The organism is Bordetella tumbae, from assembly GCF_054780995.1.
Genome location: NZ_BAAGVG010000015.1, coordinates 268,541 through 292,842, shown reverse-complemented (window position 1 = coordinate 292,842; position 24,302 = coordinate 268,541). Strand labels below are relative to the sequence as shown.

Here is a 24,302-nt window from a genome sequence, read left to right as displayed (position 1 = left end):
GATCCCCTCAAGCGGCCTGCATCAACAAGCTGGCTTCCAGCACGACGATGGCGACGACGCCCGCGATCTCGCTGCGCATCAGGCGGCGCCGTGCCTGCCCATCTGCCCCGTCCTGGTCTTCGCGCGCCAGCAGCCGGCGGCGCATCCAGAGCCACCCGTAAACCGTGGCCCCGTACAGACACAGCCGCCACACGAAGAAGTAGCCCGATGCGGCCGCGAGCCACCGCTCCCATCCGGCCACGCTGCCGACCAGGTAGATGCCGGCGATGTTGGCACCCACCGCAGCGGCGACGAGCACCACCGCCCACAGCAGCGCCGTCGCCGCGCGCCGGCTGAAGAGCCAGCGCAAGGGGCGCCAGGCCATGCGCTCCGCGTTCATGGCCTGGCTCCGGGATTGCCCTTCTGCAACTGGTCAAGGCGGTCGGGTACCGGATCGCCCTCGTAGATGCCGCGCGAGCCGGCCGCCCGCGTGCCGTGGCGCTGGATGATGGCCATCGGCGAGTTGTTCGCCAGTTCGCGCCGCAGCTCCAATTCCGTCTTCAGGTTGCGGATCTCCCGGTCGAGCGTGTCGCTCTCATGGTTCACGGCCTGCACCGCAAGTTCGTTGGCTGCGACGTTGGGCTCCTTCTTGCCCGTGAGCAGCGTGCGTTGGAGCAGGAGCGCCTTCTCCAGCACCGATGACAGCGCCACTTCGGACGCGAGGCGCCGCGCCAGCAGGTCCTGGTCCGGCTCGTCGCGCAGCGCCTCGATCACGCCGCGGGTGATCGGCAGCGACGTGCTGCCGGCCTCGCGCAAGTTCTCGAAGGTGGTATTACGCGTGCCGGAAACCAGCTCCTGCAAGACCTCCAGCTTGGCTTCGTACTCCTCCTGGATCAGCGGCGTCAGCCCGACGCCGGGCACCGTCTCGGTCTTAGTGCAGGAGTCGCACGTGCGCTGCACCTGCTCTCCGAGGGCGCGCGTGGCCCATTCGGTCGCCTGCTGCGGCGACGTCCAGGTCTGGCAGGACAGGCTCGCGCAACTGGTGGACGCGATGGAGGAGGTGTCCGTCACGCCGCGACCGTTGACCAGGTTGTAGCCCGCGCGGGTGACGTCGCCGACCACCCGGATGGCGGACTGGCCCGCGCCACCGGCATTGCTGCCGCCCACCCAGGGCACGCCGTCGTTGCCGCGGCGCGTCTCGGCCTGCTCGACGGCCGATACGGCATCGTTGCTGCCAACCGCGTCACGCAGGGCCATGCCTTCGGCCATCTGGCTCCAGCCAAGCTGGCCACCCGCCGTCTCGGCCATCTTCTCCGCCATGGCGCGGCACGTCAGCTTGGAGCGGTCGAAGTCCAGCCGCGCCTGCAGCACGCCGTTAGTCAGCAGGTTGTACAGGCCCGGATCGGCGCGCTGAATGATCAGCGCCGGCAGCGATGCAACCGCGCTGGTCGCGCTCTGGATCACGTTGCTCATGATCTGCTGAAAGCCGTTCGTGATGCCGTTAAGCTGATTGCGCAGCGTGGTCTGGATGCTCATGTCGCCGCAGATCAGGTTGCTGTTCCACCCCACGCCGACCCCGATGGAACGCATGCCGGCCGCGCGGCCCATGGACACCGCACTGCCACCGCCGATCGAGTACATGACGTCATCGCCGAGGACGGGGCCGCTGTTCTGGTATCCGACCTGCGCCCACGCCATGCCGCAGACCAGAGCGAGCGTGCCGGCCAGCGCCGTCGGGCGCAGCAGGCGGCACGCCTTGGCGGAAAGGTTCATCGGTTCAGGACGCTTCATCGTGGCACCTCAGAGGAAATCGACGCTGCCCAGGAACACCTGACCGCGGCGTTCGCAGCACGCATAGGGACGCCACAGCGCCCAGGCGTAGTCGCCTTGCTGGGCCTGGGTCAGCGTGCCGCTGTGCGGGAACACCACGCAGGTGTTGGACAGGCGCGGCGTCAGCTCCTGCCACTTGCCCGTAGAGGCATCACCCTCCATCAGCTCGCCGGCCGGCCAGTAGCCGTCGCGGGCGTTGGCAAGCAGCGGCTGGTACACGTGGATCTGCCCGCGGCGCGTGACGACATCGCCCGCGCGCTGGGCCACCACAGCCCCGGATTTTTGGTCGTCGGTCTGGTGCAGGAAGCCGCCGCGCGGATAGACGTTGCCCCAGAGATTCATCGTGGTGCGCGCACCGACCTCGCGCATGCCCGGAATCAACGCCTCCGGGTAGGCCATTTCAGGCACGTTGTAGCGCCAAGCCAGCGTGTCCAGCGTGCTGAGTAGATACGGCATGAAGGCCGTGCCCGCGCCTTGGCAGAAATAGCCCGACGACGATGCGAACTGGTTGAATACCTCGCCGCCAGGATGGCCGATGACATCGCTGTTCTTGAATTTGGCGAGGTTGTTTTCGTGGTCTTCGTTCGTGGTCCCATCCCCACCTGCCTGTGCGGATGGGTTGGGCGTGCTCATCGCCTGCACTTCGACCCAGGGGTTCTCCCCGGTGTTGCTGTAGCTGGAGACGACCGCATCGGGCACGTAGTGCCGGACCTTGGTGGACGTGCGCACCGTGCAGCCCGTCCAGGTGCAGTAGAGCCAGTAGCAGATGCCCACCACCCGGTATTCCAGGCAGTCCGGCGACATGACGGAGGACACGATGGTGGCGGTGTTCAGGGCGTAGCTGCCGGTGGCGCTGACCAACAGCAGCGAGGCCACGGCGACGCGCAGGCGGCGCAGCAAGTCGAATGGGCGATGGGTCACGGCTGCGTCCTCCGGTACTGCTCGATGCGGGACACCGCCCGGGCCACGTCCGGCTCGCCATAGACCACATAGCGTTGATCTACCACGACGGCCGGGATGGCGGCGACGCCCAGGCTCCATGCATCGGCGACGCCCTGGTAGGCGGTGCCGATGCGGCGCTGAAGATCGGTGCCGCCTTGGTTCAGTCGTTGCCGGACGATGGCTGCTGCCCGCTCGGGGTCGGCCGGCAGATCCGCGGAAAGCTCGGCCTCGATCCGGGGCGCTTCGTCCAACTCGATCAGCCGCTCGCCGCCGGCGGTCTTGACCGGGTGGCGGCTGTCGGTGACGACCACCACGTCGGCGGCGAAGGTGGCCGGGCTGAACACGGCCAGAGATGCCGGCAGCGCCACGGCCAGGCCAAGGGTTCGCCAGCCTGGTGCGAACCGGGTAAAAGCTGCTGGCATGTCATGCGCCCCGGAAGTTGATCAGGGCCATAGTCAAACGCCGAACCCCACGCGGCCCCAACAAACAATGCGCATCGCGGCCACCCCGCATACCTGCTTGCGTCGCTGCGAAGAAAAAGCGGAGGCCGAAGCCTCCGCGCTGATCAACGAAGCAGTGCAACCTTTACAGCAGGCCGGACTCCGCAAAGGAGAACGGGGCACCCTGGCCGACGATGATGTGGTCCAGTACCCGCACATCGATGAGCGCCAGCGCGACCTGCAGTTGCTGGGTCAGCATGCGATCCGCGCTCGACGGTTCGGAGATGCCCGAGGGGTGCTGGTGGCTGAAGACCACCGCGGCGGCATTCAACTCCAGCACACGCTGCGCGACGACACGCGGATAGACCGATGTCGAGTTGATCGTGCCCCTGAACAACGGCTCGTAGGCCAGCACCTGGTGCATGCTGTCCAGGAACACAGCGGCGAATATCTCATTGGGCTCAGCGACCAGTTTCAGACGCAGGTAGTCCCGCACAGCGGCCGGTCGGCTGAGGCACGGTCCAGCTTTGAAGATCCGTCTCTCCAGCAGCACGATGGCTTGCTGGATGATCCAGTCCTCGTGTTGGGTAGCGATGGCGGAAAGCGACTCCAGGTAGGAGTCATTGACGACGAAAGACATGGCGAACCTCCAGACGGTGAGATCGGAGGGCGCGCGCCCTGGGAGGGCAAGCCCTCCTGGGGAACGAACAAGGTGCATCCATCACCGCGGTAGCGGTGATCGTTCGCGGCCAGGACGCGAGGCGAACGGGTTGCGGTCAGCGCAGCGGACTGCGCCGTAGCCTTGAAGACCGGGGCTACCTGGGCATGTCGCCGACGACGTCGGCAGGCATTTCCGATGTGGGTGTGGTGGCGGGATCGCCGGCGGCGAGCATGTCCATGGCTGACAGCAAGGCATCGCCCTCGATCGGACCCTGCAGCAGGATCGCCTTGCCGCTTTCGCGATCGTGCAGCCGCAGCGACGGCGTGGCGGTCACGCCGCTGTTCGTGGCTTCCGCAGTTTGGGTACGAATCGCCGCGTCGGGCCGCTCGCTCGCGATGCACTGCTCGATGGCTGGCGTCAGGTCGGGGTAGCGCAGGTCCTCGGGCAAGCCCTGGCCGTCGCTGCGCGTGTGGGCATATACCCACTCGACGGCTTGCCAGAAGGTGGCATGCCCGCCGGCTTCGCCGGCGCATTCCGCCAGACGCGCTTCGGCAGAAGCGGCCGGTTCATGTGCGGCCAACGGCAGGTGGTGCCATTGCAAGGCCACGTCGGCATTGCCGGCCACCCAACGTTTGAGCACAGGGAAATAGGACCGGCAGAACGGGCATTCGAGGTCCGCGTACAGCGTCAGTGTGAAACGACCTTCCGGATTGCCCATCTGCCACGGAGGCCCTGCCACCTGTGTCTCGCTGACTGGCGCCGAAGTCTGAGGTGTGGACCCGCCTGGCGAACGGGACACGAGCCAGATCAGCAGCAGCGCAACCAGCACTGCAGCCAACGCCCACGGCCAGCGGGTCCCCCAGCGCCGACGGCGGAACGCCTGCACCTGCATCGGGATGGAAGGATGTTTGTGTTCCATGGCGTTCTCCGGCTTACGACAGTTCCAAGGCGGGCGACTCGATGCCGCGTGCCTGGTCGATCTTCTCGGCCACCTTGAAGGCGGCTTCCAGCTCGGTGCAGCCGTATTGCTGCATGAGCTGGTAGCGCTCGGCCTTCTCCTCGGGTTCGGTCTGCGCAAGCGCGAGGTAAAGGCTCGGCGGCACCGCGCGGAACAACACTTCCATCGACTTCGACAGGATCACGCCCTCGGTGAATTTCCCCCCCTCCTTGCGCGCAGAAAGCATCAGCGCTTTCTGCGCTGGTGAGAGTTCACGGAAGCGTGCAATCTTCTCGACCTCATCGGGCGGCATCGACAGGCAGATCCACCACTCAATCATGTTGAGCATGGGCTCTGCGGCACGCGGCAGGTCGTCGATGTTCTGGGTCGCCAGCCAGAACCAGGCGCCCAATTTGCGCCACATCTTGGTAATTTTCACGACGTAGGGCGCGAGCAACGGGTTCTTCGTGATGATGTGGCCTTCGTCGGTCACATTGATGATCGGACGACCCAGGTACTGGTCGCGCTCGGCGATGTTGTTCACCGTGCTGATCAGGCTGATGTAGGCGATGGAGAGCTGCGCGTTGTAGCCCTCGCGGGCATAGGTCGCCAGATCCACCAGCGTGATGTCGGCCTCGGGCCACGGCGTGCCATCGCGGTCGAACATCTCGCCATCGGTGCCTTGGCAGAACATGTCCATCGCGTCCGCCATCTCCAGCAGCCGCATGCGCCGCATCTCGGGAAGCGTCGAGTCCTGACCGCGGGCGCGCAGCGCGTTGCGCACGTCGCGAGTGAGCACCGTGCGCTTCTCAGCCACGCAGTGTTCGGCGGCGTCGAGGATGCACTGGCGGATCAGCGAACGGTCGGCCCGCGTCATCCGGGCTTCCTCCTTGTCCTCGCCGCCGGTGATCATCAGCCGTGCCGTGATCTCCAACTCGCCCAACACGTCACGCTGTTCGTCTGCCTCCATGACCGAGGCATCCGGTGGCAGGTCTTCGTCCAACGCATCGGCATCGAGCGTCTGCACGTCGCTGGGTGTTTCGATCAGCCGGCGGGCATCCGCGAACGGTGCCAGGCTGATGCCCGATCCGGGGGCCAGCTTGACCCGGTTCACCGTCAGGCCCAGGCGCCTGGCGAAGTCGCTGAACAGCCCGAAGCTGTTGCCGGCTTCCACGATGAAGAGGCGCGGCCGGTAGATGGCCGTGACCTGGTTCAGCAGGTTGTTGAGCGTGGCGCTCTTGCCCGAGCCGGTGGGGCCGAACAGGAATAGATGGGCATTCATCTGCCTGTCTAAGCGGTTCAGCGGATCAAACGTGATCGGCCCGCCACCGCGGTTGAAGAACGTGTTGCCCGGATGGCCCGTACCCTGGCTGCGACCCCACGCCGGCGAGAGATTCGCCACATGCTGGGCGAACATCAGTTGGGTGAACCAGTTTCGCCGATCCTGCGCGGGGTTGTAGCAGCACGGTAGCCAGCGCAGATAGCTGTTGAGCGGCGCGACTTCATCGTCCTCGCGAACGGGCTGCAACCCCGCGTTGAGCATCACGTTGGCGAGGTCCAGACCGCGCCGGTCAAGCTCGGCTTCGTCGCGTCCGCGCAGATAGAAGGCCAGCGTGCCGCGGTAGAGTTTGTGCGCGCTGCCGATGAGCGAGCGCGCCTCCTGCACGTCCTTGAGCGTCTGCTCCGATGCCAGTGTTTCGCCGACTGCCTTCTTCGCCAGGTGGTTCAGGTGCGATTCGAGAATGTCCTGGGGCGTCGCCACCATGGTCAGACACATCGTCGTGTCCTCGGGCATCTGATCGAACAGCGTGTTGATCGCATCGCCCTTGCGGGTTTCGCCAGTCAGGTGTCCCGTTCCGGGCGGCATGCGCAGCCGGTCAGTGACCAACACACGGTGCGGTATGCCGTCGAAGTGCCAGGTGCCATGCTCCACGTCCGAGCGTGGCTGGCTGAAGAAAAGCCGCTGGCTAAAATCCCGCCCGCTCGCCAGTTCGATCTCGCCAGCCTCGGTGTCGGCGGGGTAGCGCGCGAACGCATAGAAGCGCTCCCGGTCCTCGACCCCAGGCCCGAGCAGCGTCGGACGCGGGTTGAACCAGCGCAGCAGCCAGTCATGGACGTCTGCCGCACCCAGGCGGCGAGCCTGGATGCCGGCGTTCGCCAGCCCGCCGCACAGGCGGTCGCAGACGATGTTCAGCATCTGCTCGGGTGTCTGGCCCCGGCGGTTTGCCTGGCCCTGTCCTTGTCCGGTCACGCGGCGATAGACGACCATGCGCACACGCCTCGTCTGGCCGCGCCAGCGCAAGCGTGTGACCACCGTGTCCTGGAACAAGCCACCGGGCTTGGCCACCGCGCGCAGATGGTGGGCAAAGAACCGCAGGTAGAACTCCGTGAACACCGTGCCACGGGCGCGCGGCTGCACGTAGTCGCGCAACGTCTGCATGTACTGGTCGAAGCTCGGTTCGTCCTGGGCGTAGAGCTGCAACACCCAGGGGTTCTCGTCCAGTTCATCGAAGCTGTCCTGGAGCGCGTTTTCTAAGGCGTCGCGGGCGTGCGCGAGCCAGCCGGGTTCCCGGCCCTCGGTCCCCAGCGGCACCAGCTCGAAGAAGGCGGCCACCGATTGGCCGTCCTCCAGGAGCATCGATTTCGACTCGGGCAAGAACTCCACCCAGGGCAGCAGTTCCACGAAGGACGGTGCGACGTCGTACAGCGCCTGCTCGTCGGCCTCCGTCGCCGGCTTGCGGCCCCGGACTGCCGAGCCGGGTTCGGGGATGCCGACCTGCCGCAAGGCCTCGACGTGGCGCTGCCAGCCGTCCGGCTGCTCATCATCACCAGCGCCGGATGCGGCCAGCTTCGGCGCGGCCGGCTTAGGCCAGGGAAGTTTCCACCGCATCAGTAGGCCTCCACGCGCTCGCCTGGCATGGCGTACTGGATGCGCTGGTTGAGCGGGAAGACCGTCGTGTAGCCCGGCACCGGCACGGGGTCCGTGCCCGCCAGGTGCGGATACACGTACATGACGAGATCGGGATTGGGCAGACGCTGGAACTGGCGGTGGACCTCATTGCGCGCGGTGCGCGTGTAGCGCATCTGCTCGACGGGTGCGACCTGCACGTCGGCGTCGGTCAGGGGCCGACGCAGGCTCTGGCGCGCATCGAGCAGCTGGCGGCCGGCGTTCCGTCCGGCTGCGCCACCGCCGTCGCCGGCCTCCTGCTGCCAGATGTCCATCATCGTGCGGTCACCGTGGGTCAGCAGCTTTTCCTTGCTGGTGGCGCAGCCGCCAAGCACCGCGACGGCGAGGGCCAGTGCCAGGCCACGGGCCAGGTTAGTCAAGTTCGAGTGCATGGCTTTCTCCTGCGCGGTGATCGACCTTGCGGCCTTCGGGATCGAAGTCGATGGCGAGCGGCTTTTCGAGGTGGACGGCAACCTTGGCGCCGGGCTGGACATAGACGGCGGCGAACGCCTGGCCGTACAACTTGTTGACCCAGGCCGACATGTCCCGCACGCCGCCCGCCAGAATCTGGCCGACCGCTTCCTGGCCGGTGATGCCCACGGTGCCGATGGAGCCGTCCGAGCCGACATAGGACATGCGGCCGCTGTCGCTCTCGATGAGTGAGGCCACACCGGCGCCGGCCGCGGTGATCAGGGCCTGCGAGCCGAGGTATTGCTGGGCGTTGCTGCGCCGCTCGCCGCTGACGCAAGGAATGCCGTGGGGATCGCTGATCCAGCCCAAGCCATCGCGCTGTTGGTTGTTCTGCTGGTTGCCCTCGCGGTCTTCGGGGATCGTGCGAATCGTGCCGTCGTGGAAGACGAACGTGATGCTGCGCACCTGGCCGCGCACGCACGAGAGCGTCCAGTCGCCCGAAGCGGTGCCGCTGAACACGGCGCCGGCCACGTCGGGAATGTCGATGCCATTGGCGGTCAGGTTGTCCGGCCCGACCAGAACTTTGAACGGATAGGGATCGTTGACCGTGCCGTCGATCGGCACGCGGCCGATCAGCGCTGTCATGGCGACCGAACCCATGAGCGTGGAGTTGGTCGGCACGGTGTAGACCGGCTTGGCACTCTTGACCCCGGCGGCGCGGGCGCCCGCGTTGGCCACGGTTTCCGCAGTGGTTTCGAGCGTGCTCTGCGCCGGGCCGAAGCTCGTGGGGAAGCTCATGCCGCCGCTCGCGCCACGCCCCCCGTTGCGCCCCTCGGCGGGCTTTGCGTCGTCCGGCTCGACCCACCGCACGCCGCCCTCCATGCCTGCCTCGTCGCCGCCCTGCAGCCCCAGGCCCACGGGCAGGTCCGCATGGCCGCCGCCGCGCCCGCCGATGCTGTCCAGACGCCGCTGCAGGTCGGCGAGCAGCCCTTCGGTCTGCTGGCGCGCGCTGGCCGCCTGCTCTTGGTCGCGGCGCAGGTTGGACCGCTCGGATTCGAGCGCCGAGTTGATGCGCTGGTCGATGGAGTTCTCGCGCTGGCGCAGTCGCTGGTTCTCTTCACGCTGCGACTTGTTGTCCGAGAGCGCGGTCTGAAGCTCGGTGCGCAACTGCTTCACTTGGGCAACGAGCGTCGCCACGGTGTCGCGCGGGGTGTCGCCTTCGATGCCCAGCGCCTTCATTTCATCGGGCGTGAGCTGGGCGCCGTTGTCCGCCGCGGGTGGCGCCGTGCTGCCTCCACCCGAGAACAGCCGGATACCGACGAACAGCACCAGGATGGCAACAGGGATCATCAGCCACTTGAGCAGGCCGTTACTGCGCATGGCGGGCCTCCTTGGTGTTCTCGTCGCCGTCCGGCTGCGGCAGATGCACGGCCGGGTCGAAGCGGTGAATCGCCGGCAGCAGCGACTGCGCGAGACCGCGGCCGCGCGTGACCAGGTACAGGACGGTCGTGTCCTCGGGCGTGCCGCGCGGGCCCAGCGCCTCGTGCTGGAAGGTGGCGGTGAGGAAATCGCCTTGCAGCACGCGCGGGTCGAGCGTGATCCAGCCGCCGCTGCCGTTGGTTAGGCGCACGGCAGTGACCCACTGGTCCTCCAGGCGCCACGACGCGAGTGCGACCGCGCGCACGGGCAGCGTTGGCATCAGTGTGTCCAGGTCGAGGTCGCGGGGCAGGTTGACCCGCATGACGCCCGGAAGCGGCTCGACGGTGCGCAGCGGTGCGTAGAGGTTCTGCGCGGCGAAGCGCGTCAGCACGACAGGGACCGGAGTTTCGCGCCGCGCGGTCCGCGCACCTGCTTGGCCCTGGGCGCGTGCCGGGGCCTCGGCACTGTCGGCCTGCTCGCCATAGCGTCCCGGTGCGCTGTCACCCTCGACGATGCGCACCGGCTCCAGCTCGGCTTCCCCGTCCTTGGGTGGTTCGGCTGCGATGTCCAGCAGGATCAGCGCGCCCGTGTCGGCGTCCTGCAGTTGCAACCGCGTGGGCTCGATCGGCTCGCTGGCGCGCAGGTACACCGCGCCCCCCGCACTCTGCACGCGCAGGCGTTCGCCCACGCCCGCGGGCACGCCCACGCGCACGTTGCGGTCGATGAACACGATGCGTTCCTGACCGACCTTCAGCGGCACTGCCAGTGGCATGCGTTCCCAGCGCAGGATTTCCACTGCATGGGCGACGGGTGCCGCGGCCACGGCCAGTAGCCCCAGCAGCGCGAGTACAGGGTGCTTCATGGGGTGTTTCCTCCTTGAGGCGCTTGCGGAGACAGGCCACTCGGCGCCGGGCGCGTCGGCTCCGGTGCACTGATGCGCTGGGGCGCGCCGTCGTAGCAGTCCAGCGCCAGGCCGAACGGGTTACGGGCGGGATCGACGTCCACCCGCGTGACCTTGATCGGATAGCGCACCAGGGCGCGCTTGACCTGCTCGGCGCCGTAGTACTCGTCCGCCGTGATGTCCAGCGTCACCACCCAGTCGCGATCGGACACGGTGCGCACGCGCGCCGTGGGGTCGTCGCCATAGCCGCGGCCGGGAATCTCGTAGATGCCGCGCACGCGCTGACGCAGCTCGCCCGTGGAGCGGCGGTAGTCATAGTCCGCCCGCAGGAAGGCCTGGCAGGACGGGGTGAGGTACGGCGAGAGCGTGTGGAGGTTGCGCGAGTAGTCTTCCTCGCCATTGGTTGGCCAGCGGTTCAGCGTCTGGAACACGTAGAACGTGAACGCATAGACCGATTCGGGCGGCACTTCCCACCACTTGCGGGTACTGCCAGAGCGCAGGTCGGGCGGGACGTGGATGGTCAGGTCGCGCGGCGCGCTCCACCAGCCGCCGCCCATGACCAGGGCGACGACGACCAGCGCGCCCGCGGCCAGCCGCAAGGTCTTGATGTGCGCCTGCAGGTGGGTGATCTCGTTTTTGAAGCGGCTCATCGCATGCTCCTGCGGGTGGACCAGAAGCCCGAGCGCGAGATCAGCACATGGCCACCCACCCAGCCGGCCATCAGCGGATGGCGCGTGGCGATGCGCCATTGCAGTTGCCGATACAGCCAGGTGTCGGGACGCCCACGCTTGAGGCGGCGCAGGATGCCGCCGCCGATGAAGACGCCGAGCGCCACGCCCAGGACGACGAAGGTCGGCGCCAGCGCGATCGTGCGGAACACCCAGGACAGCGGCGCGCCGACCAGCAGGCCGGCGGCACCGGACAGGCCGCAGCAAATCCAGAGTTCGTCAGCGGTGAGGCCGCGCACCACAACGGGATGGCGGTTGAGCCGGTGCGGAAGGAAGGTGACCGTTCCGTCCGCACGGACGTGCTGCTGCTCGGACATACCGGCCTCGCTTACAGGATGCCGGTGGCTTCGGTGAGCAGCCAGATGCCGATCACAAGCAGCACGGCGCCGATAGCGACCGTGAGGCCGAACTGGCCCCACGTCTTGCGGCCGGTGTGGATCTCCGCGTAGGTCCCGTAGGCGTGGTAGCAGACGCCGATGAACATCGACGCCACCACCAGCAGGGCCACGAGCATGATGATGTCGTAGCCGTAGTTGCGGATCGTCTCCATGATGCCGTTGCCGGTGCCGCGCGTGGGGTTCTCCAATTGCGGCAGACCTTGCGCGAACGACAGCGCCGGCAGCGCGGCGGCGCCCAGGGCCACGGCGGCGCGCTGGGCAAAACGGGAAGTGAGGTTGCGGTTGTGCATGGTCGGGCCTTTCAGGTCAGGACAGAAGGAAGAAACTCAGGACGAGGTACATCGCGACGAAGCGGATGCAGACGCCGAGGAACTGGCGCTGGTTGAGGCGGCTCTCGGACCACCCCACGTAGGCCGTTCGGATGGCCCAGACGCCCCACACGAGCAGGACCGCGAACACGACGCCGACCAGAACGGTCGCCATCGCGGAAGGCGCGATACCGCTGTTGGCTTGAAATGCCGAGACCTGGGCGCCGTTCATTGCTTGCCCTCCGCAGTCGTCGCCGGCAGCGGCTCGGTCGCCCGTTCGGTGCGGTATTCGCCGGCCAGTTCGGAGGGGGCGCGCGGTTGAGCGCGCGATGGCGTCAGGTGAAATTGGATGCCGGCGCGCACGCGCGCCAAGTCAGCCTGGAGCCGCGGGTAATCGAAGTGGTAGCGCTCGCCCGGTGTGATGGGGGTATGCGCGGCGCTGTCCGCGACGGTGCGTTCCAGCGCGTCGAGCTGGCGCAGCGCGGCGACCAACTCCTGGCGCTGCGCCGGGGACTCGGCCAAGGCCATCGGGGACCGGCCCAGCACGAGGGCCGTCACGAGAAAAGTGGGCACGCCGCGATGCGCGGCGCGCAGCCAGATCGAAGCCAACATCGCGCCATTCCTGTGTGATCAGCAATGGGTTGATCGTGGAGATCAGGGCTGTTTCAGGCCGCAAACAATAGGAACCCGGAAGCGACCGGATTGATGGCCTAGAGGTACTTTTTGAAGCTGCCCGCGGTCAGGCTCACGGCCAGTCCCAGCAAGGCTGCGCTGGGCAGCAGGATCAGCAGCGGATGCACCGAGATCGGCAGCGCGAGGTAGGTGATCCAGGGCAGCACGGCCAGCGGCATCAGGCTCGCTTTCGCGCGGTGGTAGATGAAGCCGGATTCCCGGCCCGCGCCGAACCGCCGCACGTCCCGCCGCACCAGGCCGTCGATCAGGCCGACGAATGCCGCAGTGAGGATCAGCGGCAGCGTGAGCACCAGGACCAGCAGGCGCACGAGGAACGTGAGCGTCGTGAAGGCCGCGGCGATCAGGTAGCTCTCGGCCCAGACATAGGCCTGGCTGATGTAATAGCGGAAGTTGCGCGTCGGCTCGCGGCTGGGCGCACGGGCGCGCTCGGCGGTCTGGCTCATGCGCTCCAGCAACCCCGAGCGCACGAACACCCACCCGTACCCGGTATCCACCAGCTCGTGCGCCGTGCGCCCGGGCTCCTGCACCACCACGCTGCGCGTGAAGTGGTTCGACAGGTGCCCGAGTTCGTACTGCAGCATCTGCTGGGAGTGGCGCCAGCCCTGGTCCTTCCAGAACAGGTGCATGCCGACGCACTCCACCACGATCGAGAACAGCAGCGAACCGATCAGCACCCCGAGCAGCCTGAACGGCAAGGTGATGGTGCCGACGATCAGCCCCTGGCGCTGGTTCTGCTCCCGCTGCGCGGTCGAGGCGGCATCCTTCATGGTGCGGCCTCGCCGGTGCTGTCGTCGGCGCCGGTGGCCACCGCGTCAGGCTCGGCCGGAGCGGCGTCATCCAGCAGGTCGTCGGGCAAGGCAGCCTCCTGCAAGGCTGGGGAACTGGTGAACTCCCACCATTGCGTGGCCTCGCTGTAGCTCTGACGCATGTACCCAGCCAGTTGCTGCAAGTCCGCCGGCATCACTTCATCGGGGTCAGGCGCTGGCAGTGGCATCCGGACCTTCCAGAGCTGACCACCCTGCAGCAGCGCGAAGCATTGGCCTTTGGGCAGGCCGACGACGTGGGATGGCTCGATCATCGGCACGCTCGACATGCTGATGCGGTCTTGCGTGTTGCTGGTGAAGTCCGTCGTCCCGCGGATGTCCGAGGCATCGGTCGCGCCGGAGACGATGGTGGTGGTATAGACCTCCACCTTGGGCAATTGACGGGTCAACAATTCCGCGGTGGCGGTTTCCCGAACCCGCAGCATGAACAGGTTGTTGAAGTTGCCGATCACCTGGCCGGCCTTCGCGCGGTTGCCGATGCGGGCCTCGATGTCCGAGAGCGTCTGCGTATACGCGGTCACCTGCAGCCCGGCACCGCCGCCCTTGTTGATAAGGGGGATGAACTCGTCGCCCATCAGTTCGTTGAACTCGTCGGCATGGACGTTGATGGGAATGCGCGTGCCAGCCGAGGCACCCGGCAGGCCGTCGTCGATCCCGTGCTTGTAGATGTGCCCGGCTACCGACACCAGGTCGGAGAACATGGAGTTGCCGACCGCCGCGGCGACTTCAGCATCCGACAGCGCATCCAGGCCGACATAGACCACGGCGCGCTTCCTGATGACTTGCATCCAGTCGAAGATCGGGCGCGCGTCAGACAGGTCGGAGTAATTCGGCGCCAGGAGTTGGGCGATCTTGCCGCTGGTGAGCTTTTCCAGCAGCGGCAGCAGCGGCAGCAGCGATGCAACGATCTTGTCGAAGTAGGTCTTGTCGTAGCGCACCGCCGAGCGCAGGCCATCGAGCACAGGGTCGTAGTTGCGCGCCTGGGAGAGGTATTGCTCCAGCGCCACCACACGCTTCTCGCGCCCGATCATGTTCCTTGGGATGTTCTTCTCGTTGAGCTTGGCCTCGATCTGGACGATCACCTCCCAGGTCTTGGGCTCGGTCTTGGCGAAGTAGTGTTGGGCGTACTCCATGAACAGCGCGTCGATGTTGATTACGTGCCGCTGGATCAGCATGTAGTCCGGGCGCTGCCCCAGTTCCACCAATGCGCGCGCAATGATGTTGACGAAGCGCCATGCGAACTCGCGGAACGCTGCACTGTTGCCCTCGCCGGAGAGTTGCCCGGCAATGCGCGTGGCGACTTCACTGATGCGTCCGAAGCGCCCCACCGCGTTGTAGCGTGCAGAGAACTCGGGCCAGCCGAGGTGAAAGACGTAGAACTCGCCCTCGCGACCCGCTCGCTTGGCTTCGACGTACATGCGTTTCAAGAGATCCGCGTCGCCCTTGGGGTCGATGACGATCACGACCTCATGCTCACCGTCTGCATTCGTGCGACGGATGTCCTGGGTGACGAACAACTCGGCCAGCCGCGTCTTCCCCACGCGCGTGGTGCCCAGCACCAGCGAATGGCCGACGCGCTCACCCAGTGGCAGGCTGACGTCGACCTCGTCGGGTTCGATGCCGTGCAATCGCGGCAGGCCGCCTACCGGTGGCAGTGGCCGCACGGGGTTGAATGACACATCCCAGCCCGTGAGCCGTACGAGGCGAGACAGTGGAAACGGTGCGAACTCCAGCCGCTCCTCCAGGCGTCGCGCCAGCCGGTATGCCGGTGTTGGCTCGACGTAGCGGCGAAATTCCGGCCGGTACGTCTGCATCAGCCTGTGGGTGTGCTTCTGTTCCCACAGGAAACCGCGCCCCACGAACAGGCGCTGCTGGCTGACCGGCACGTCCCTGCTCGTCATCACGTAGCGCGGCAGGCGCCGGATGTTGCGGCGGTAGCGCAGGATCGCCCGCGCATCGCGGTAGCGGATCGCGCCATAGGCGCCGAACGCCAGTGCGGCACCGACGCCCATGGCTGGGCTCAGCGCGAGCGACCACGGGGCCACCAGGGACAGAAACGCGGCGCCCGCACATGCCGCGACGGTGTATAGCTCCACCGCTGGGCGCAACAGGACTTCGACGGGCTGTTTCCCCGACATGGCCTCATTGCTCGATGCCGGTCGCCGTGATCAGCGCCGGGTAGTGCCGCAGGCCCAGGCGTTCGGCCAGATCATCGCCGGCCACGGGGGCCATCGGCACGCCAGGCGCCAGTGCGCGCAACCGCGCCAAAGCCTGCGCGGTCTCGACATTGACCACCAGGCCGACCGCGCCGCGGTCGTGCAGCGACGCCGCGTGACGGCGCAGCCAGGCTTGCGAGGTCTCATCGTCGCCGATGACCACGAAAGGCCGCAGGCCCGGTGCCTCGATCACGCGCCGCGCGACGAAGCCGGGCATCAGCTTCGCGCTGCGTACCGGCAGCATCGCTGCCTCGTCAGCGGGGGTGGCGGGAATCTGCGGCGTCGGAATGGGAGGCCGCAACGCGCTGTTGGCGCGTGGCTGCAGGTTAAGCGCTTCGTAGTACGGCAGCGCCGACGCGCCGCCGCGGTCCTCGACCACGATCAGCGGTTCGGCGGCATGCGCGACCAACGGCAGCGCCGCCAGCAGCGCGAGCAGGCCCCGCAGGGTCCAGAGCGGTTTCGTCATGGGGTCGACTCCTGACGCACGGCTCGCGCCGTGGCGATTGAGTGCGTGCCCTGCACGCGGGCGAGGTGTCGGGATACGCTGCGTCGATAGCGGGCGGCAGGCTCACCGCCCGCGGGCCGGTGGTAGCGGCCCATGGCCAGCAGCCAGTCTTCACCGGGGGTGTACTGCTCCTTGAGGATCTCGGCGGCGCTGGCGAGATTGCGGTACGGGTCCAACAAGTCGCAGGCATGGGTGTAGCGGTGCGGGTGGTAGCCCAGGTTGATCTGGCCCAGGCCCGCGTCGATGCGCGTGGGTGGCGTAGATCGCATCGCCTGCTGCAAACCGGCGCAGGCATCGGCACGGGTGGCGAAGCGCCGCGACTGGCCGGCGACATTCAGGGTCCACGGCCATGGGACGATGCGTCCATTGCGTCGCATGCCGCTCTCCTGCAAGGCCACGGCGTAGAGCACCGTCGAGGGAATGCCCGCGCGCTGTGCGGCAAGCTGGTAGGCCGGTGGCGGAACCTCCTGGGCATGGGCGGCGCAGGCGAACAGGCCCGCAGTGAGCGCCAGTGCGCGCAGCAGCGCCGTTACGGCTGGCGTTGCCATTGGCCGTTCACTTCGCGCACAACCGCAGGCAAATCGCCGGGCAGGCTCAGCGACAGCCAGCGGCCGCCGTCGTGGTTGAGCGTGATGCCGCCGCTGCGCACCCGGGCCGGGTCGATCTGGGCGCGCTTGGCCCAGTCGCGGATGCGCGCATCGTCCTGGCGGCTGCCGACCATGTAAAGGTCGAACTCGGCACCCGAGGATTGCAGGCGTTGGACGAGTTGCCCGCAAGCCGCGCAGCCGTCCTTGATGAACACTGCCGTGCGACCGCTGCCCCGCGCAGCGGCGGCGCCTGGCCTCTCGTCAGACAGGTTCACCCGCTGCATGCCGGGGTTCAGGCGCTGCCAGGCCTCGTCGTAGGCGCGCTGGTACGCGAGCAGCTTCTCCACGCGGCGCGCTTCGACTTGCACCTGCAGCTCTGCGTAGCGCCGCCGTTCTTCGTCGGTGCGCGCCTCGATGCCCAGGGCGGACAGCGGGTCCAGATTTGGCGAGTAGATGCCCAGCGGCCCATCCATCAAGTCGCGATAGCGCGCCCATTCCTGCGGTTGCAGGCCCCATTCGCCTGCCACCCGGTCGTCCAGGATGCGGGCGGCCAGCGGGCGCTCCTGGCTCTGCGCATTGCGGGCGGGGGTCGTGGCGGGCTGCTGCGCCCAGGCGGGCAACTGCATGGAGCCCAGCAGGAACGCGTACAGGATGATCGACGGCTTCATGTGGTGGGCTCCGGTCAAGGAATCGCCACGCGACGGGTCTGGTCGCCGGCCTGGAACACCGCGGCATTGCCCTCGATCGCCTGCAGGCGCCACGGACCCAGCGCATCACCCGGCAGCAGCACCTGGAGCTGATCGGGCGTGAAATCTCCGGCACTCGGGGCGACGGACACGCTGCGCTGACCCGCGCGCAGCTCAGCGCCGACGACACGAAATGGCAGCGGCGGCGGTTCGGACTTGGCGGTGGCCGGTTGGCTCGGGGTGCGCCGCTGGGTAGGCGCCGCTGCACGCGCAGTCGCTTGGCGCACCTTGATCTGCTCGACTTCGGTACGCAGCGCCTGAACGTCCTCGGCGGTGGCATAGCCACCCAGCGCCTGTTCGGCTTGAACGATGCGCGCCTCCATTGCCTGCCGAGCGTCTTGCAGGCCTGCGGCGGTGGCGGCTGCGGGCTGCTGCTGCAAGGCCCGCGTGGTCTCGGCCAGCCCGGTCACCTGGGCTTCGAGGCGCTGCAACCGGACATCGAGCTGCTGCTGGTCGGCCTGATCGGTCATCGTCTGGTGGCCCAGGATCGCGAAGACACTGAGACCCAGCAGCCAAAGCCAGAGCAGGCTTTGCAACACCACGGCGGCGGTCGGGCGCCGGAGCGGCTGTGCCGCGTTCATGGCTGGCCTCCCGCAAAGGGGAACGTCTGCACGGCCTCGGCAGCAGGCGGCTCGGACACCGGCTCGGCACCGGTGTCGCGACCAGGCCGCTCGAAGCAGACCTGCCGCGTCCGGTCATCGGCGTGCAGTTCCCAAGCCGGACCGGCCAGGGTGAGCAGTGCATCGCGCAAGGTCATGGGGCCGAGATGCAAGTGCGCCGCCGGCAGCGGCAGCGCGTACAGCTCGATCACCGCATGCGGGGTCTCGCAAAGCTGGTAGCCGCTGCGTTTGAGCACATGCCGCAGCCCGTCGCCGACCGTGGCGCGGACCTCCTCGGGCATGGACACGTCGATGGTCTGCACCAGCAGATCGCGCTGCGCCGCCATCGGCGCCAGCTCCACCAGGGTGTAGCGGCCATAGCGCACGACGGGAATGAACTCGGGCGGTGCAGCCTCGGGCGCGGGTGGGACGTCCTCGACGGTGCTGGCGGCCAGCGGCGGTGGCGTGGTCGCGCAGCCGCTGGCCAAGGCTGCGGCCAGGAGGCTGGTACCGACCAGACACCGGGATACATGGATTGCAGGCATGGCATCGGCTCTTCTGTTGCGATGCCGATACCTTGGCTGCGCGCGGCTGCGCGGTCAGTCAGAAATGCGAACTGGGGGGTGCCCGCTTTTGCAGTCCAACACATAGCGCAACCCGCAAATCCAACTGTGGTTTGCACATTAATTCTATAAATGTTGTATTATCGAATCATGAAAGAGGATCAAGCCATTTCCGCCTTAAACGCCCTGGCTCACACCCAGCGCCTGCGCGTGTTCCGCGCCTTGGTCGTTGCTGGCCCGGGCGGACTGACGCCGAGCACGCTAGCTGACCAGCTCGACGTGGCCCGCAACACCTTGTCCTTCCACTTGAAGGAACTGGCCCATGCTGGCCTCGTCAGCATCGAGCAGCAGGGCCGCAACCTGATTTATCGCGCCGAGTACGGCCGCATGGACGGTCTGATCGGTTACCTGACCGAGCATTGCTGCCAAGGTGGCGTATGCGAGGTTTCTCCATCCAAGACCTGCTGCTGACCATGACCGATACCACTTACAACGCCTTGTTCATCTGTACGGGCAATTCGGCCCGCTCCATCCTCGCCGAAGGCATCCTCAACGACATGGGCCAAGGGCGGTTTCACGCCTGGTCGGCAGGTAGCCATCCGAAAGGCGAAGTTCACCCGCTGGCACTCGCCACGCTGGAGCGGCTGCACCTTCCGACAACGGGCTACCGCAGCAAGAGCTGGGACGAGTTCGTGAAGCCCGATGCGCCGGTGTTCGATTTCATCTTCACCGTCTGCGACAACGCAGCCGGCGAGGCGTGTCCGCTGTGGCCGGGCAAGCCGGTGTCGGCGCATTGGGGCGTGCCTGACCCGGCAGCCGTGGAAGGCACCCTGGAACGACAAAGCAAGGCGTTCTTCGATACCGCCATGACGCTGCGCCGACGTATCGAGTTGTTCCTGTCGCTTCCGATCAAGAGTCTCGATGCCATGTCGTTGCAGCGTGAACTGCGCGACATCGGCCGCCAGTGAGGCCCGCCCGATGAGCGCAACCGATACTGCCGGCCCCGCGCCAGCAAACTCCGCCATGAGCGGCTTTGAGCGTTACCTGACGCTATGGGTGGCGGTGTGCATCATCGCGGGGATCGCTCTGGGCCAGTTCGCGCCCGCCGCATTCCAGGCCATCGGCCGCATGGAGATTGCCAAGGTCAACCTGCCGGTCGGCCTGCTGATCTGGGTAATGATCATCCCCATGCTGCTGAAGGTGGACTTCGCCGCGCTTGGCCAGGTGCGCCAGCATTGGCGGGGCATGGGGGTCACGCTGTTCATCAATTGGGCCGTCAAGCCGTTCTCAATGGCGTTGCTGGCGTGGATCTTCATCCGCCACGTCTTTGCCGACTGGCTGCCCGCCGATCAGCTCGACAGCTATATCGCCGGCCTGATCCTGCTGGCTGCTGCACCGTGTACCGCAATGGTTTTCGTTTGGAGTCGGCTGACTGGCGGTGATCCGGTATTTACGCTGTCGCAAGTGGCCTTGAACGACACCATCATGGTGTTCGCCTTCGCACCCATCGTCGGCCTGCTGCTGGGCCTGTCGTCGATCACGGTGCCGTGGGACACCTTGCTGGTGTCGGTGGGTTTGTACATCGTCATTCCGGTCATCCTGGCCCAGCTCTGGCGCCGGGCGCTGCTGCGCAAGGGGCAGGCCGTGTTCGACAGGGCACTGGAACGCATCGGCCCATTGTCCATCGCCGCGCTGTTGCTGACGCTGGTGCTGCTGTTCGCCTTCCAGGGCGAGGCCATCATCCGGCAGCCGCTGGTGATCGCCATGCTGGCGGTGCCGATCCTGATCCAGGTGTTCTTCAATTCCGGTCTGGCGTACTGGCTCAACCGCCAGGTGGGCGAAAAGCACTGCGTCGCTGGGCCATCCGCGTTGATTGGTGCCAGCAACTTCTTCGAGCTGGCCGTGGCCGCCGCCATCAGCCTGTTCGGCTTCCATTCCGGCGCAGCACTCGCAACAGTGGTCGGCGTGCTCATCGAGGTGCCGGTCATGCTGCTGGTGGTGCGCGTGGTCAATCGCTCACGCGGCTGGTACGAACGCCGCGCGACCACTTCGTAACCTCCAAGAGGCATCCATGAGCACCATCACGATCTACCACAACCCAGCCTGCGGCACCTCGCGCAACGTGCTGGGCCTGATCCGCAACAGCGGCGAGGAACCGACCATCATCGAGTACCTGAAAACGCCGCCCGACCGCGACACGCTCCAGGCGCTGATCGCGGCGATGGGCGTGCCGGTGCGAGACGTGCTGCGCGAGAAAGGCACGCCCTATGCCGACCTCGACCTGGGCAACCCGAAGTGGAGCGACGACGACCTGATCGGCTTCATGCTCCAGCATCCCATCCTCATCAACCGGCCTATCGTGGTCACGCCGCTAGGCACGCGCCTGTGCCGGCCTTCGGAAGCCGTGCTCGACCTGCTGCCGCAGCCGCAGCGCGGCGCGTTCAACAAGGAAGACGGCGAGCCGGTGGTCGATCAGGACGGCCGCCGTGTCTGAATCTCGTCTCGACCTGCCGAACATCGACACGGCGCTGTTCCAGCAACCGGACACCGAACATCTGTTCGCGCCGGCACGGGCCACGCACGCGCCGCGCTTCCTGCTGCTCTATGGTTCGCTGCGCGAACGCTCGTTCAGCCGCCTCGCAGCCGAAGAAGCCGCACGCATCTTGCGGGCGCTGGGCGGCGAGACCCGATTGTTCAATCCGTCCGGGCTGCCTCTGGTGGACGATGCGCCGGCCGATCACCCGAAGGTCAAGGAACTGCACGAACTGGTGCAATGGGCCGAGGGCATGGTGTGGAGTTCGCCGGAGCGCCACGGCGCGATGACCGGCCTGATGAAGACCCAAATCGACTGGATTCCGCTGTCGGTCGGCGCGGTGCGCCCGACCCAGGGCAAGACGCTGGCGGTGATGCAGGTATCGGGCGGCTCGCAGTCGTTCAACGCCGTCAACCAGATGCGCGTGCTGGGCCGCTGGATGCGGATGCTGACCATCCCGAACCAGTCCTCGGTCGCCAAGGCGTACCAGGAGTTCGACGAGGCCGGACGCATGAAGCCCTCGGCCTACTACGACCGCGTGGTGGACGTGATGGAAGAACTGATGAAGTTCACGCTGCTCACGCGCGACGTGGCGCCGTATCTGGTGGATCGTTACAGCGAGCGCAAGGAAAGCGCTGAATCACTGTCCAGGCGTGTACGGCAAGGTGCAATTTGACGCTGCGAGGCGCTGAAAAAAGAGCCGACGACCTCTCGGTCGTCGGCATTGCGTGAAGTTCAGGCGGCGACCAGTTGCCGGGCCAGTGCGACCTCGACGGAATCACCATCCTGGTTCAGGACATCCAGCCCCGATTCGGGCACGTCGCCCGAGGTGGACTGCGAGACCATGATCTTCTTGGCCATCAGTTCCAGGCAGGTCATCTGCGAAGAACCGGCGTAGCCGAGGTAGATCACGCGCACCGGCAACTTCTGCCCGATGCGCCAGGAGCGGCGTGCCGCCTGCTGGAGCGAGTACACGTTGTAGCCCGACTGCATGAACACGATCGTCGGAAACTCCAGCAAGTCCAATCCCGTCTTGACCAGCTCGGGATTGGTGATGAGCACGTCGATGCCACGATCCAGTTGCTCAGCGATCCAGTCTTCGCGGCGGCTGGCATCCACGCTTGCGCGCAGCACCGCCACCTTGAAGCCTTCTTGCTCCAGCAGCACCTTCAGGCGCGACGTGGTGTCCCGCGTGCCGGTATAGACCGTGTAGGCCAGAACCTTGCGGCCCTGCGCCTTCTCCGCTTTGCAGATGTCGATCAGCTCACGCTCCTTGGGGCTGATCTCGAACTCGTTGAACTGAGCCGGGACAAACGCCAAGGTGTTGCGCGTGCGCGGATGCACCACGGTCTCCGACCGGAAGCAGCAATCCGGCCAGGCCAGCAGCACGTTGAGGACCACACCCAGCAAGGTCGTATCGCGTCGCGCCAGAGCCTGTTTCAGCTCCGCGGTCAGCCGACCCGCCAGATCGCGGTAGGCCGCGGCTTGCGCCGTGTCCATCGCGACTTCACGGAACTCCTCGTCATACGGCGGCAGGACGTTGCCACCGATGTCCTTGAGCTTGAGAAAGATCGTGAACGGCAGGATGCAGCGCAGCACGCCCTTGGGGCCAAACCCCGGGGCCTTGACCGTGCGCACCGATACCTTGGTGCCCTTGGCCGTCTTGTGCGCCGTGCCGGTGCTCTCGGAGTAGATGTCCTTCAACACCCCGTGATCGCGCATGAACGCCATCGCAGCCGAGGTCATGCTGCCGCTCGTGGTCGGGCGGTAGCCGTCTTCGATCATCCGCCCCGGAAGGGCTCGGAACAGCAGGTGGAACAGGTCGTCCCCGTAGCCGCCCATCAACGTGCCGGTCAGCAGCAAGGTCTTGCGAGCCTTCGCCGCCAGCACGCCCATGGCCTGGCCCTGGGCACTGCCCCCGTTCTTGTACTCATGTGCCTCATCGGCGATGAGCAGGTCGAACGTGCCTTGCGGCAGGTAGCGTTTGATGAACTCGGACGGCTGATAGCCGCCCTCGCCAAAGCCGAACTCCATGTTGGCCATCGCACGTTCCATGCGCGTGGCCTGACGGTCGGAAAACACCAGCTCGCCGTTGCCATCCATGAGGTTGATGAACTCATGGATGTTGTCGCCGAGCATCGACGCCAGGAACCCGTCACCGAACTTTTGCATCAGCTTCTGCGCGGTGACCTCTCCGATGGTCGGTATGCGCTTTAAGGCTTTGAGCACGGCCGAGGACTGGTCGCTGCCGGACAGACTGCGCGGGCGGATCAGTGTCCACAGGGGCGCGGCGCAGTGGCCGCACTTCCTGCGGCACTCCTCGGCTTGGAGCGCGATCGGGTTGACCGGCTCGCCGTCGAGGTCGGTGATGACCGTGCCGCAGTCCGGGCAGGCCGCCACGTCGCCGTGGCGGGTGCGCCGCGTGGTGAAGACAGGCTTCCAGTGAAAGCCCATCCGCATCCTGACGCGCCCCAGGACGAAGAACTCCTGGCCCGTGGGCTGCACGCCCAACTGCTCGCGCAGCTTGATGAGCTTGACGAGCGTATCCGGCCCGTTGAGTACCCACACCTTGGCACCGGCCACCGTCTCCTGGATCTCGCGCCGCCACTTGTAAACCAGGTGGGGCGGCGACAGCACCAGAGTGCGGCGATAGCCTTCGGCGTTGAGCACGGCGGCCGTGGCAATGCCGACGGTCGTCTTGCCGCAGCCCATCTCGCCATTGACGATCGCAGCACGTTCGCCACGGTCGATCAGCAGCTCGGCGGCGGCGTGGACGACTTCGGCCTGGGCTGGGAACAGCTTGCGCTTGAGGCTGGCGACCACCAGTTGCCGGTGCGCCTGCGGTTGGCCGGTATAGACCGGCGGATTAGCGCTGTTGAGGGCGTCGAGTAGTTCGTCGCCGAACTCGCCGACAAAATCCTGAAGGCTCAGGGTCAGAGGGGAAGATTCCGCGTCGAGCAGTTCGCCCTGTACGGGCGCGGATTCAGCGGCAGTGGTTTCGAGATCGAGGGACATGGTGATGCTCCAAAGAAAAATGGGGCATGCACCACCCCCAGCGGGGCAATGGCATGCCCCGTGGTGGGAAGAGAATCGACGCGTGGCTGAGGGTGGTTGAAGGTGCTGGCCTGGGCGGCC

Annotated in this window: 28 protein-coding genes; 5 read left to right on the top strand and 23 right to left on the bottom strand. The window is 66.7% G+C overall.

The genetic code is table 11. The features are described from left to right. Positions 1–7 precede the first annotated feature (7 nt). The 22 genes from ACYVI2_RS13730 to pilL2 form a co-directional block, all read right to left on the bottom strand. The gene (locus ACYVI2_RS13730) at positions 8–379 is read right to left on the bottom strand and encodes a hypothetical protein (RefSeq protein ID WP_013391810.1); all 372 of its coding nucleotides are present in this window, start codon (positions 377–379) and stop codon (positions 8–10) included. After that, complete coding sequence (locus ACYVI2_RS13725; protein WP_013391809.1) at positions 376–1,770, bottom strand: integrating conjugative element protein; 1,395 nt, start codon at positions 1,768–1,770, stop codon at positions 376–378. Before ACYVI2_RS13725 ends, ACYVI2_RS13730 begins: the two co-directional genes overlap by 4 nt. Before the next feature lie 9 nt (positions 1,771–1,779). Next, positions 1,780–2,643, bottom strand: a complete 864-nt coding sequence (locus tag ACYVI2_RS13720) for a TIGR03756 family integrating conjugative element protein (RefSeq protein ID WP_425439547.1) — start codon at positions 2,641–2,643, stop codon at positions 1,780–1,782. 83 nt (positions 2,644–2,726) lie between these two features. After that, entirely contained in the window at positions 2,727–3,173 is a 447-nt protein-coding gene (locus tag ACYVI2_RS13715) for a TIGR03757 family integrating conjugative element protein (protein WP_003116803.1), read from the bottom strand. Between the two features lie 163 nt (positions 3,174–3,336). After that, the gene (locus tag ACYVI2_RS13710) at positions 3,337–3,831 is read right to left on the bottom strand and encodes a JAB domain-containing protein (RefSeq protein WP_003116804.1); all 495 of its coding nucleotides are present in this window, start codon (positions 3,829–3,831) and stop codon (positions 3,337–3,339) included. Between the two features lie 175 nt (positions 3,832–4,006). Next, complete coding sequence (locus ACYVI2_RS13705; protein WP_003116805.1) at positions 4,007–4,771, bottom strand: DsbA family protein; 765 nt, start codon at positions 4,769–4,771, stop codon at positions 4,007–4,009. Between the two features lie 13 nt (positions 4,772–4,784). Continuing rightward, positions 4,785–7,679: a conjugative transfer ATPase gene (locus ACYVI2_RS13700; protein ID WP_013391807.1), complete on the bottom strand. Its 2,895-nt coding sequence runs from the start codon at positions 7,677–7,679 to the stop codon at positions 4,785–4,787. Continuing rightward, positions 7,679–8,128, bottom strand: a complete 450-nt coding sequence (locus ACYVI2_RS13695; RefSeq protein ID WP_003116807.1) for a TIGR03751 family conjugal transfer lipoprotein — start codon at positions 8,126–8,128, stop codon at positions 7,679–7,681. Before ACYVI2_RS13695 ends, ACYVI2_RS13700 begins: the two co-directional genes overlap by 1 nt. Then, positions 8,109–9,527 (bottom strand): TIGR03752 family integrating conjugative element protein, encoded by a 1,419-nt coding sequence (locus ACYVI2_RS13690; protein ID WP_003116808.1) that lies wholly within the window; start codon positions 9,525–9,527, stop codon positions 8,109–8,111. The genes ACYVI2_RS13695 and ACYVI2_RS13690 overlap by 20 nt, the downstream gene beginning before the upstream one ends. Further along, positions 9,517–10,428 (bottom strand): TIGR03749 family integrating conjugative element protein, encoded by a 912-nt coding sequence (locus ACYVI2_RS13685; protein WP_003116809.1) that lies wholly within the window; start codon positions 10,426–10,428, stop codon positions 9,517–9,519. The genes ACYVI2_RS13690 and ACYVI2_RS13685 overlap by 11 nt, the downstream gene beginning before the upstream one ends. Next, positions 10,425–11,117, bottom strand: a complete 693-nt coding sequence (locus ACYVI2_RS13680; RefSeq protein ID WP_003116810.1) for a PFL_4703 family integrating conjugative element protein — start codon at positions 11,115–11,117, stop codon at positions 10,425–10,427. The genes ACYVI2_RS13685 and ACYVI2_RS13680 overlap by 4 nt, the downstream gene beginning before the upstream one ends. After that, the gene (locus tag ACYVI2_RS13675; RefSeq protein ID WP_003050133.1) at positions 11,114–11,512 is read right to left on the bottom strand and encodes a TIGR03750 family conjugal transfer protein; all 399 of its coding nucleotides are present in this window, start codon (positions 11,510–11,512) and stop codon (positions 11,114–11,116) included. The genes ACYVI2_RS13680 and ACYVI2_RS13675 overlap by 4 nt, the downstream gene beginning before the upstream one ends. 11 nt (positions 11,513–11,523) lie before the next feature. Beyond that, a complete protein-coding gene (locus tag ACYVI2_RS13670) occupies positions 11,524–11,883 on the bottom strand; it encodes a TIGR03745 family integrating conjugative element membrane protein (protein WP_003090173.1) in 360 nt (119 codons plus the stop codon). 16 nt (positions 11,884–11,899) lie between these two features. After that, positions 11,900–12,133: a TIGR03758 family integrating conjugative element protein gene (locus ACYVI2_RS13665; RefSeq protein ID WP_003050225.1), complete on the bottom strand. Its 234-nt coding sequence runs from the start codon at positions 12,131–12,133 to the stop codon at positions 11,900–11,902. After that, the gene (locus ACYVI2_RS13660; RefSeq protein WP_013391806.1) at positions 12,130–12,513 is read right to left on the bottom strand and encodes an integrative conjugative element protein, RAQPRD family; all 384 of its coding nucleotides are present in this window, start codon (positions 12,511–12,513) and stop codon (positions 12,130–12,132) included. Before ACYVI2_RS13660 ends, ACYVI2_RS13665 begins: the two co-directional genes overlap by 4 nt. A 98-nt stretch (positions 12,514–12,611) precedes the next feature. After that, positions 12,612–13,361: a TIGR03747 family integrating conjugative element membrane protein gene (locus tag ACYVI2_RS13655; protein WP_013391805.1), complete on the bottom strand. Its 750-nt coding sequence runs from the start codon at positions 13,359–13,361 to the stop codon at positions 12,612–12,614. Then, positions 13,358–15,556 carry a type IV conjugative transfer system coupling protein TraD gene (gene traD / locus ACYVI2_RS13650; protein ID WP_415818636.1) on the bottom strand — a complete coding sequence of 733 codons (2,199 nt, stop codon included), beginning with the start codon at positions 15,554–15,556 and terminating at the stop codon, positions 13,358–13,360. Before traD ends, ACYVI2_RS13655 begins: the two co-directional genes overlap by 4 nt. A gap of 4 nt (positions 15,557–15,560) precedes the next feature. Beyond that, the gene (locus ACYVI2_RS13645; protein WP_013391803.1) at positions 15,561–16,100 is read right to left on the bottom strand and encodes an integrating conjugative element protein; all 540 of its coding nucleotides are present in this window, start codon (positions 16,098–16,100) and stop codon (positions 15,561–15,563) included. Beyond that, entirely contained in the window at positions 16,097–16,687 is a 591-nt protein-coding gene (locus ACYVI2_RS13640; RefSeq protein ID WP_013391802.1) for a transglycosylase SLT domain-containing protein, read from the bottom strand. Before ACYVI2_RS13640 ends, ACYVI2_RS13645 begins: the two co-directional genes overlap by 4 nt. After that, entirely contained in the window at positions 16,669–17,394 is a 726-nt protein-coding gene (locus ACYVI2_RS13635) for a TIGR03759 family integrating conjugative element protein (RefSeq protein ID WP_013391801.1), read from the bottom strand. The genes ACYVI2_RS13640 and ACYVI2_RS13635 overlap by 19 nt, the downstream gene beginning before the upstream one ends. A gap of 14 nt (positions 17,395–17,408) precedes the next feature. After that, positions 17,409–18,053, bottom strand: coding sequence for a hypothetical protein (locus ACYVI2_RS13630; protein WP_013391800.1), 645 nt, complete (start codon positions 18,051–18,053; stop codon positions 17,409–17,411). Beyond that, a complete protein-coding gene (pilL2, locus tag ACYVI2_RS13625; RefSeq protein ID WP_013391799.1) occupies positions 18,050–18,616 on the bottom strand; it encodes a PFGI-1 class ICE element type IV pilus protein PilL2 in 567 nt (188 codons plus the stop codon). Before pilL2 ends, ACYVI2_RS13630 begins: the two co-directional genes overlap by 4 nt. A gap of 168 nt (positions 18,617–18,784) precedes the next feature. On the opposite strand from pilL2, the gene ACYVI2_RS13620 reads away from it, so the two are divergent. From ACYVI2_RS13620 to arsH, 5 genes are read left to right on the top strand one after another with little or no spacing between them, the layout of a single operon-like run. After that, on the top strand, positions 18,785–19,105 hold the full coding sequence (locus ACYVI2_RS13620; RefSeq protein ID WP_016445103.1) for an ArsR/SmtB family transcription factor: 321 nt from the start codon (positions 18,785–18,787) through the stop codon (positions 19,103–19,105). 2 nt (positions 19,106–19,107) lie between these two features. Then, complete coding sequence (locus ACYVI2_RS13615) at positions 19,108–19,602, top strand: arsenate reductase ArsC (RefSeq protein ID WP_013391797.1); 495 nt, start codon at positions 19,108–19,110, stop codon at positions 19,600–19,602. A gap of 10 nt (positions 19,603–19,612) precedes the next feature. Next, a complete protein-coding gene (arsB, locus tag ACYVI2_RS13610) occupies positions 19,613–20,689 on the top strand; it encodes an ACR3 family arsenite efflux transporter (protein WP_013391796.1) in 1,077 nt (358 codons plus the stop codon). A 16-nt stretch (positions 20,690–20,705) separates the two neighbouring features. After that, the gene (gene arsC / locus ACYVI2_RS13605; protein WP_013391795.1) at positions 20,706–21,128 is read left to right on the top strand and encodes an arsenate reductase (glutaredoxin); all 423 of its coding nucleotides are present in this window, start codon (positions 20,706–20,708) and stop codon (positions 21,126–21,128) included. Further along, positions 21,121–21,843: an arsenical resistance protein ArsH gene (gene arsH, locus ACYVI2_RS13600; protein WP_013391794.1), complete on the top strand. Its 723-nt coding sequence runs from the start codon at positions 21,121–21,123 to the stop codon at positions 21,841–21,843. The genes arsC and arsH overlap by 8 nt, the downstream gene beginning before the upstream one ends. Before the next feature lie 59 nt (positions 21,844–21,902). Here arsH and ACYVI2_RS13595 read toward each other — a convergent pair whose 3' ends face one another. After that, positions 21,903–24,182, bottom strand: coding sequence for a helicase-related protein (locus ACYVI2_RS13595; RefSeq protein WP_013391793.1), 2,280 nt, complete (start codon positions 24,180–24,182; stop codon positions 21,903–21,905). Positions 24,183–24,302 lie beyond the last annotated feature (120 nt).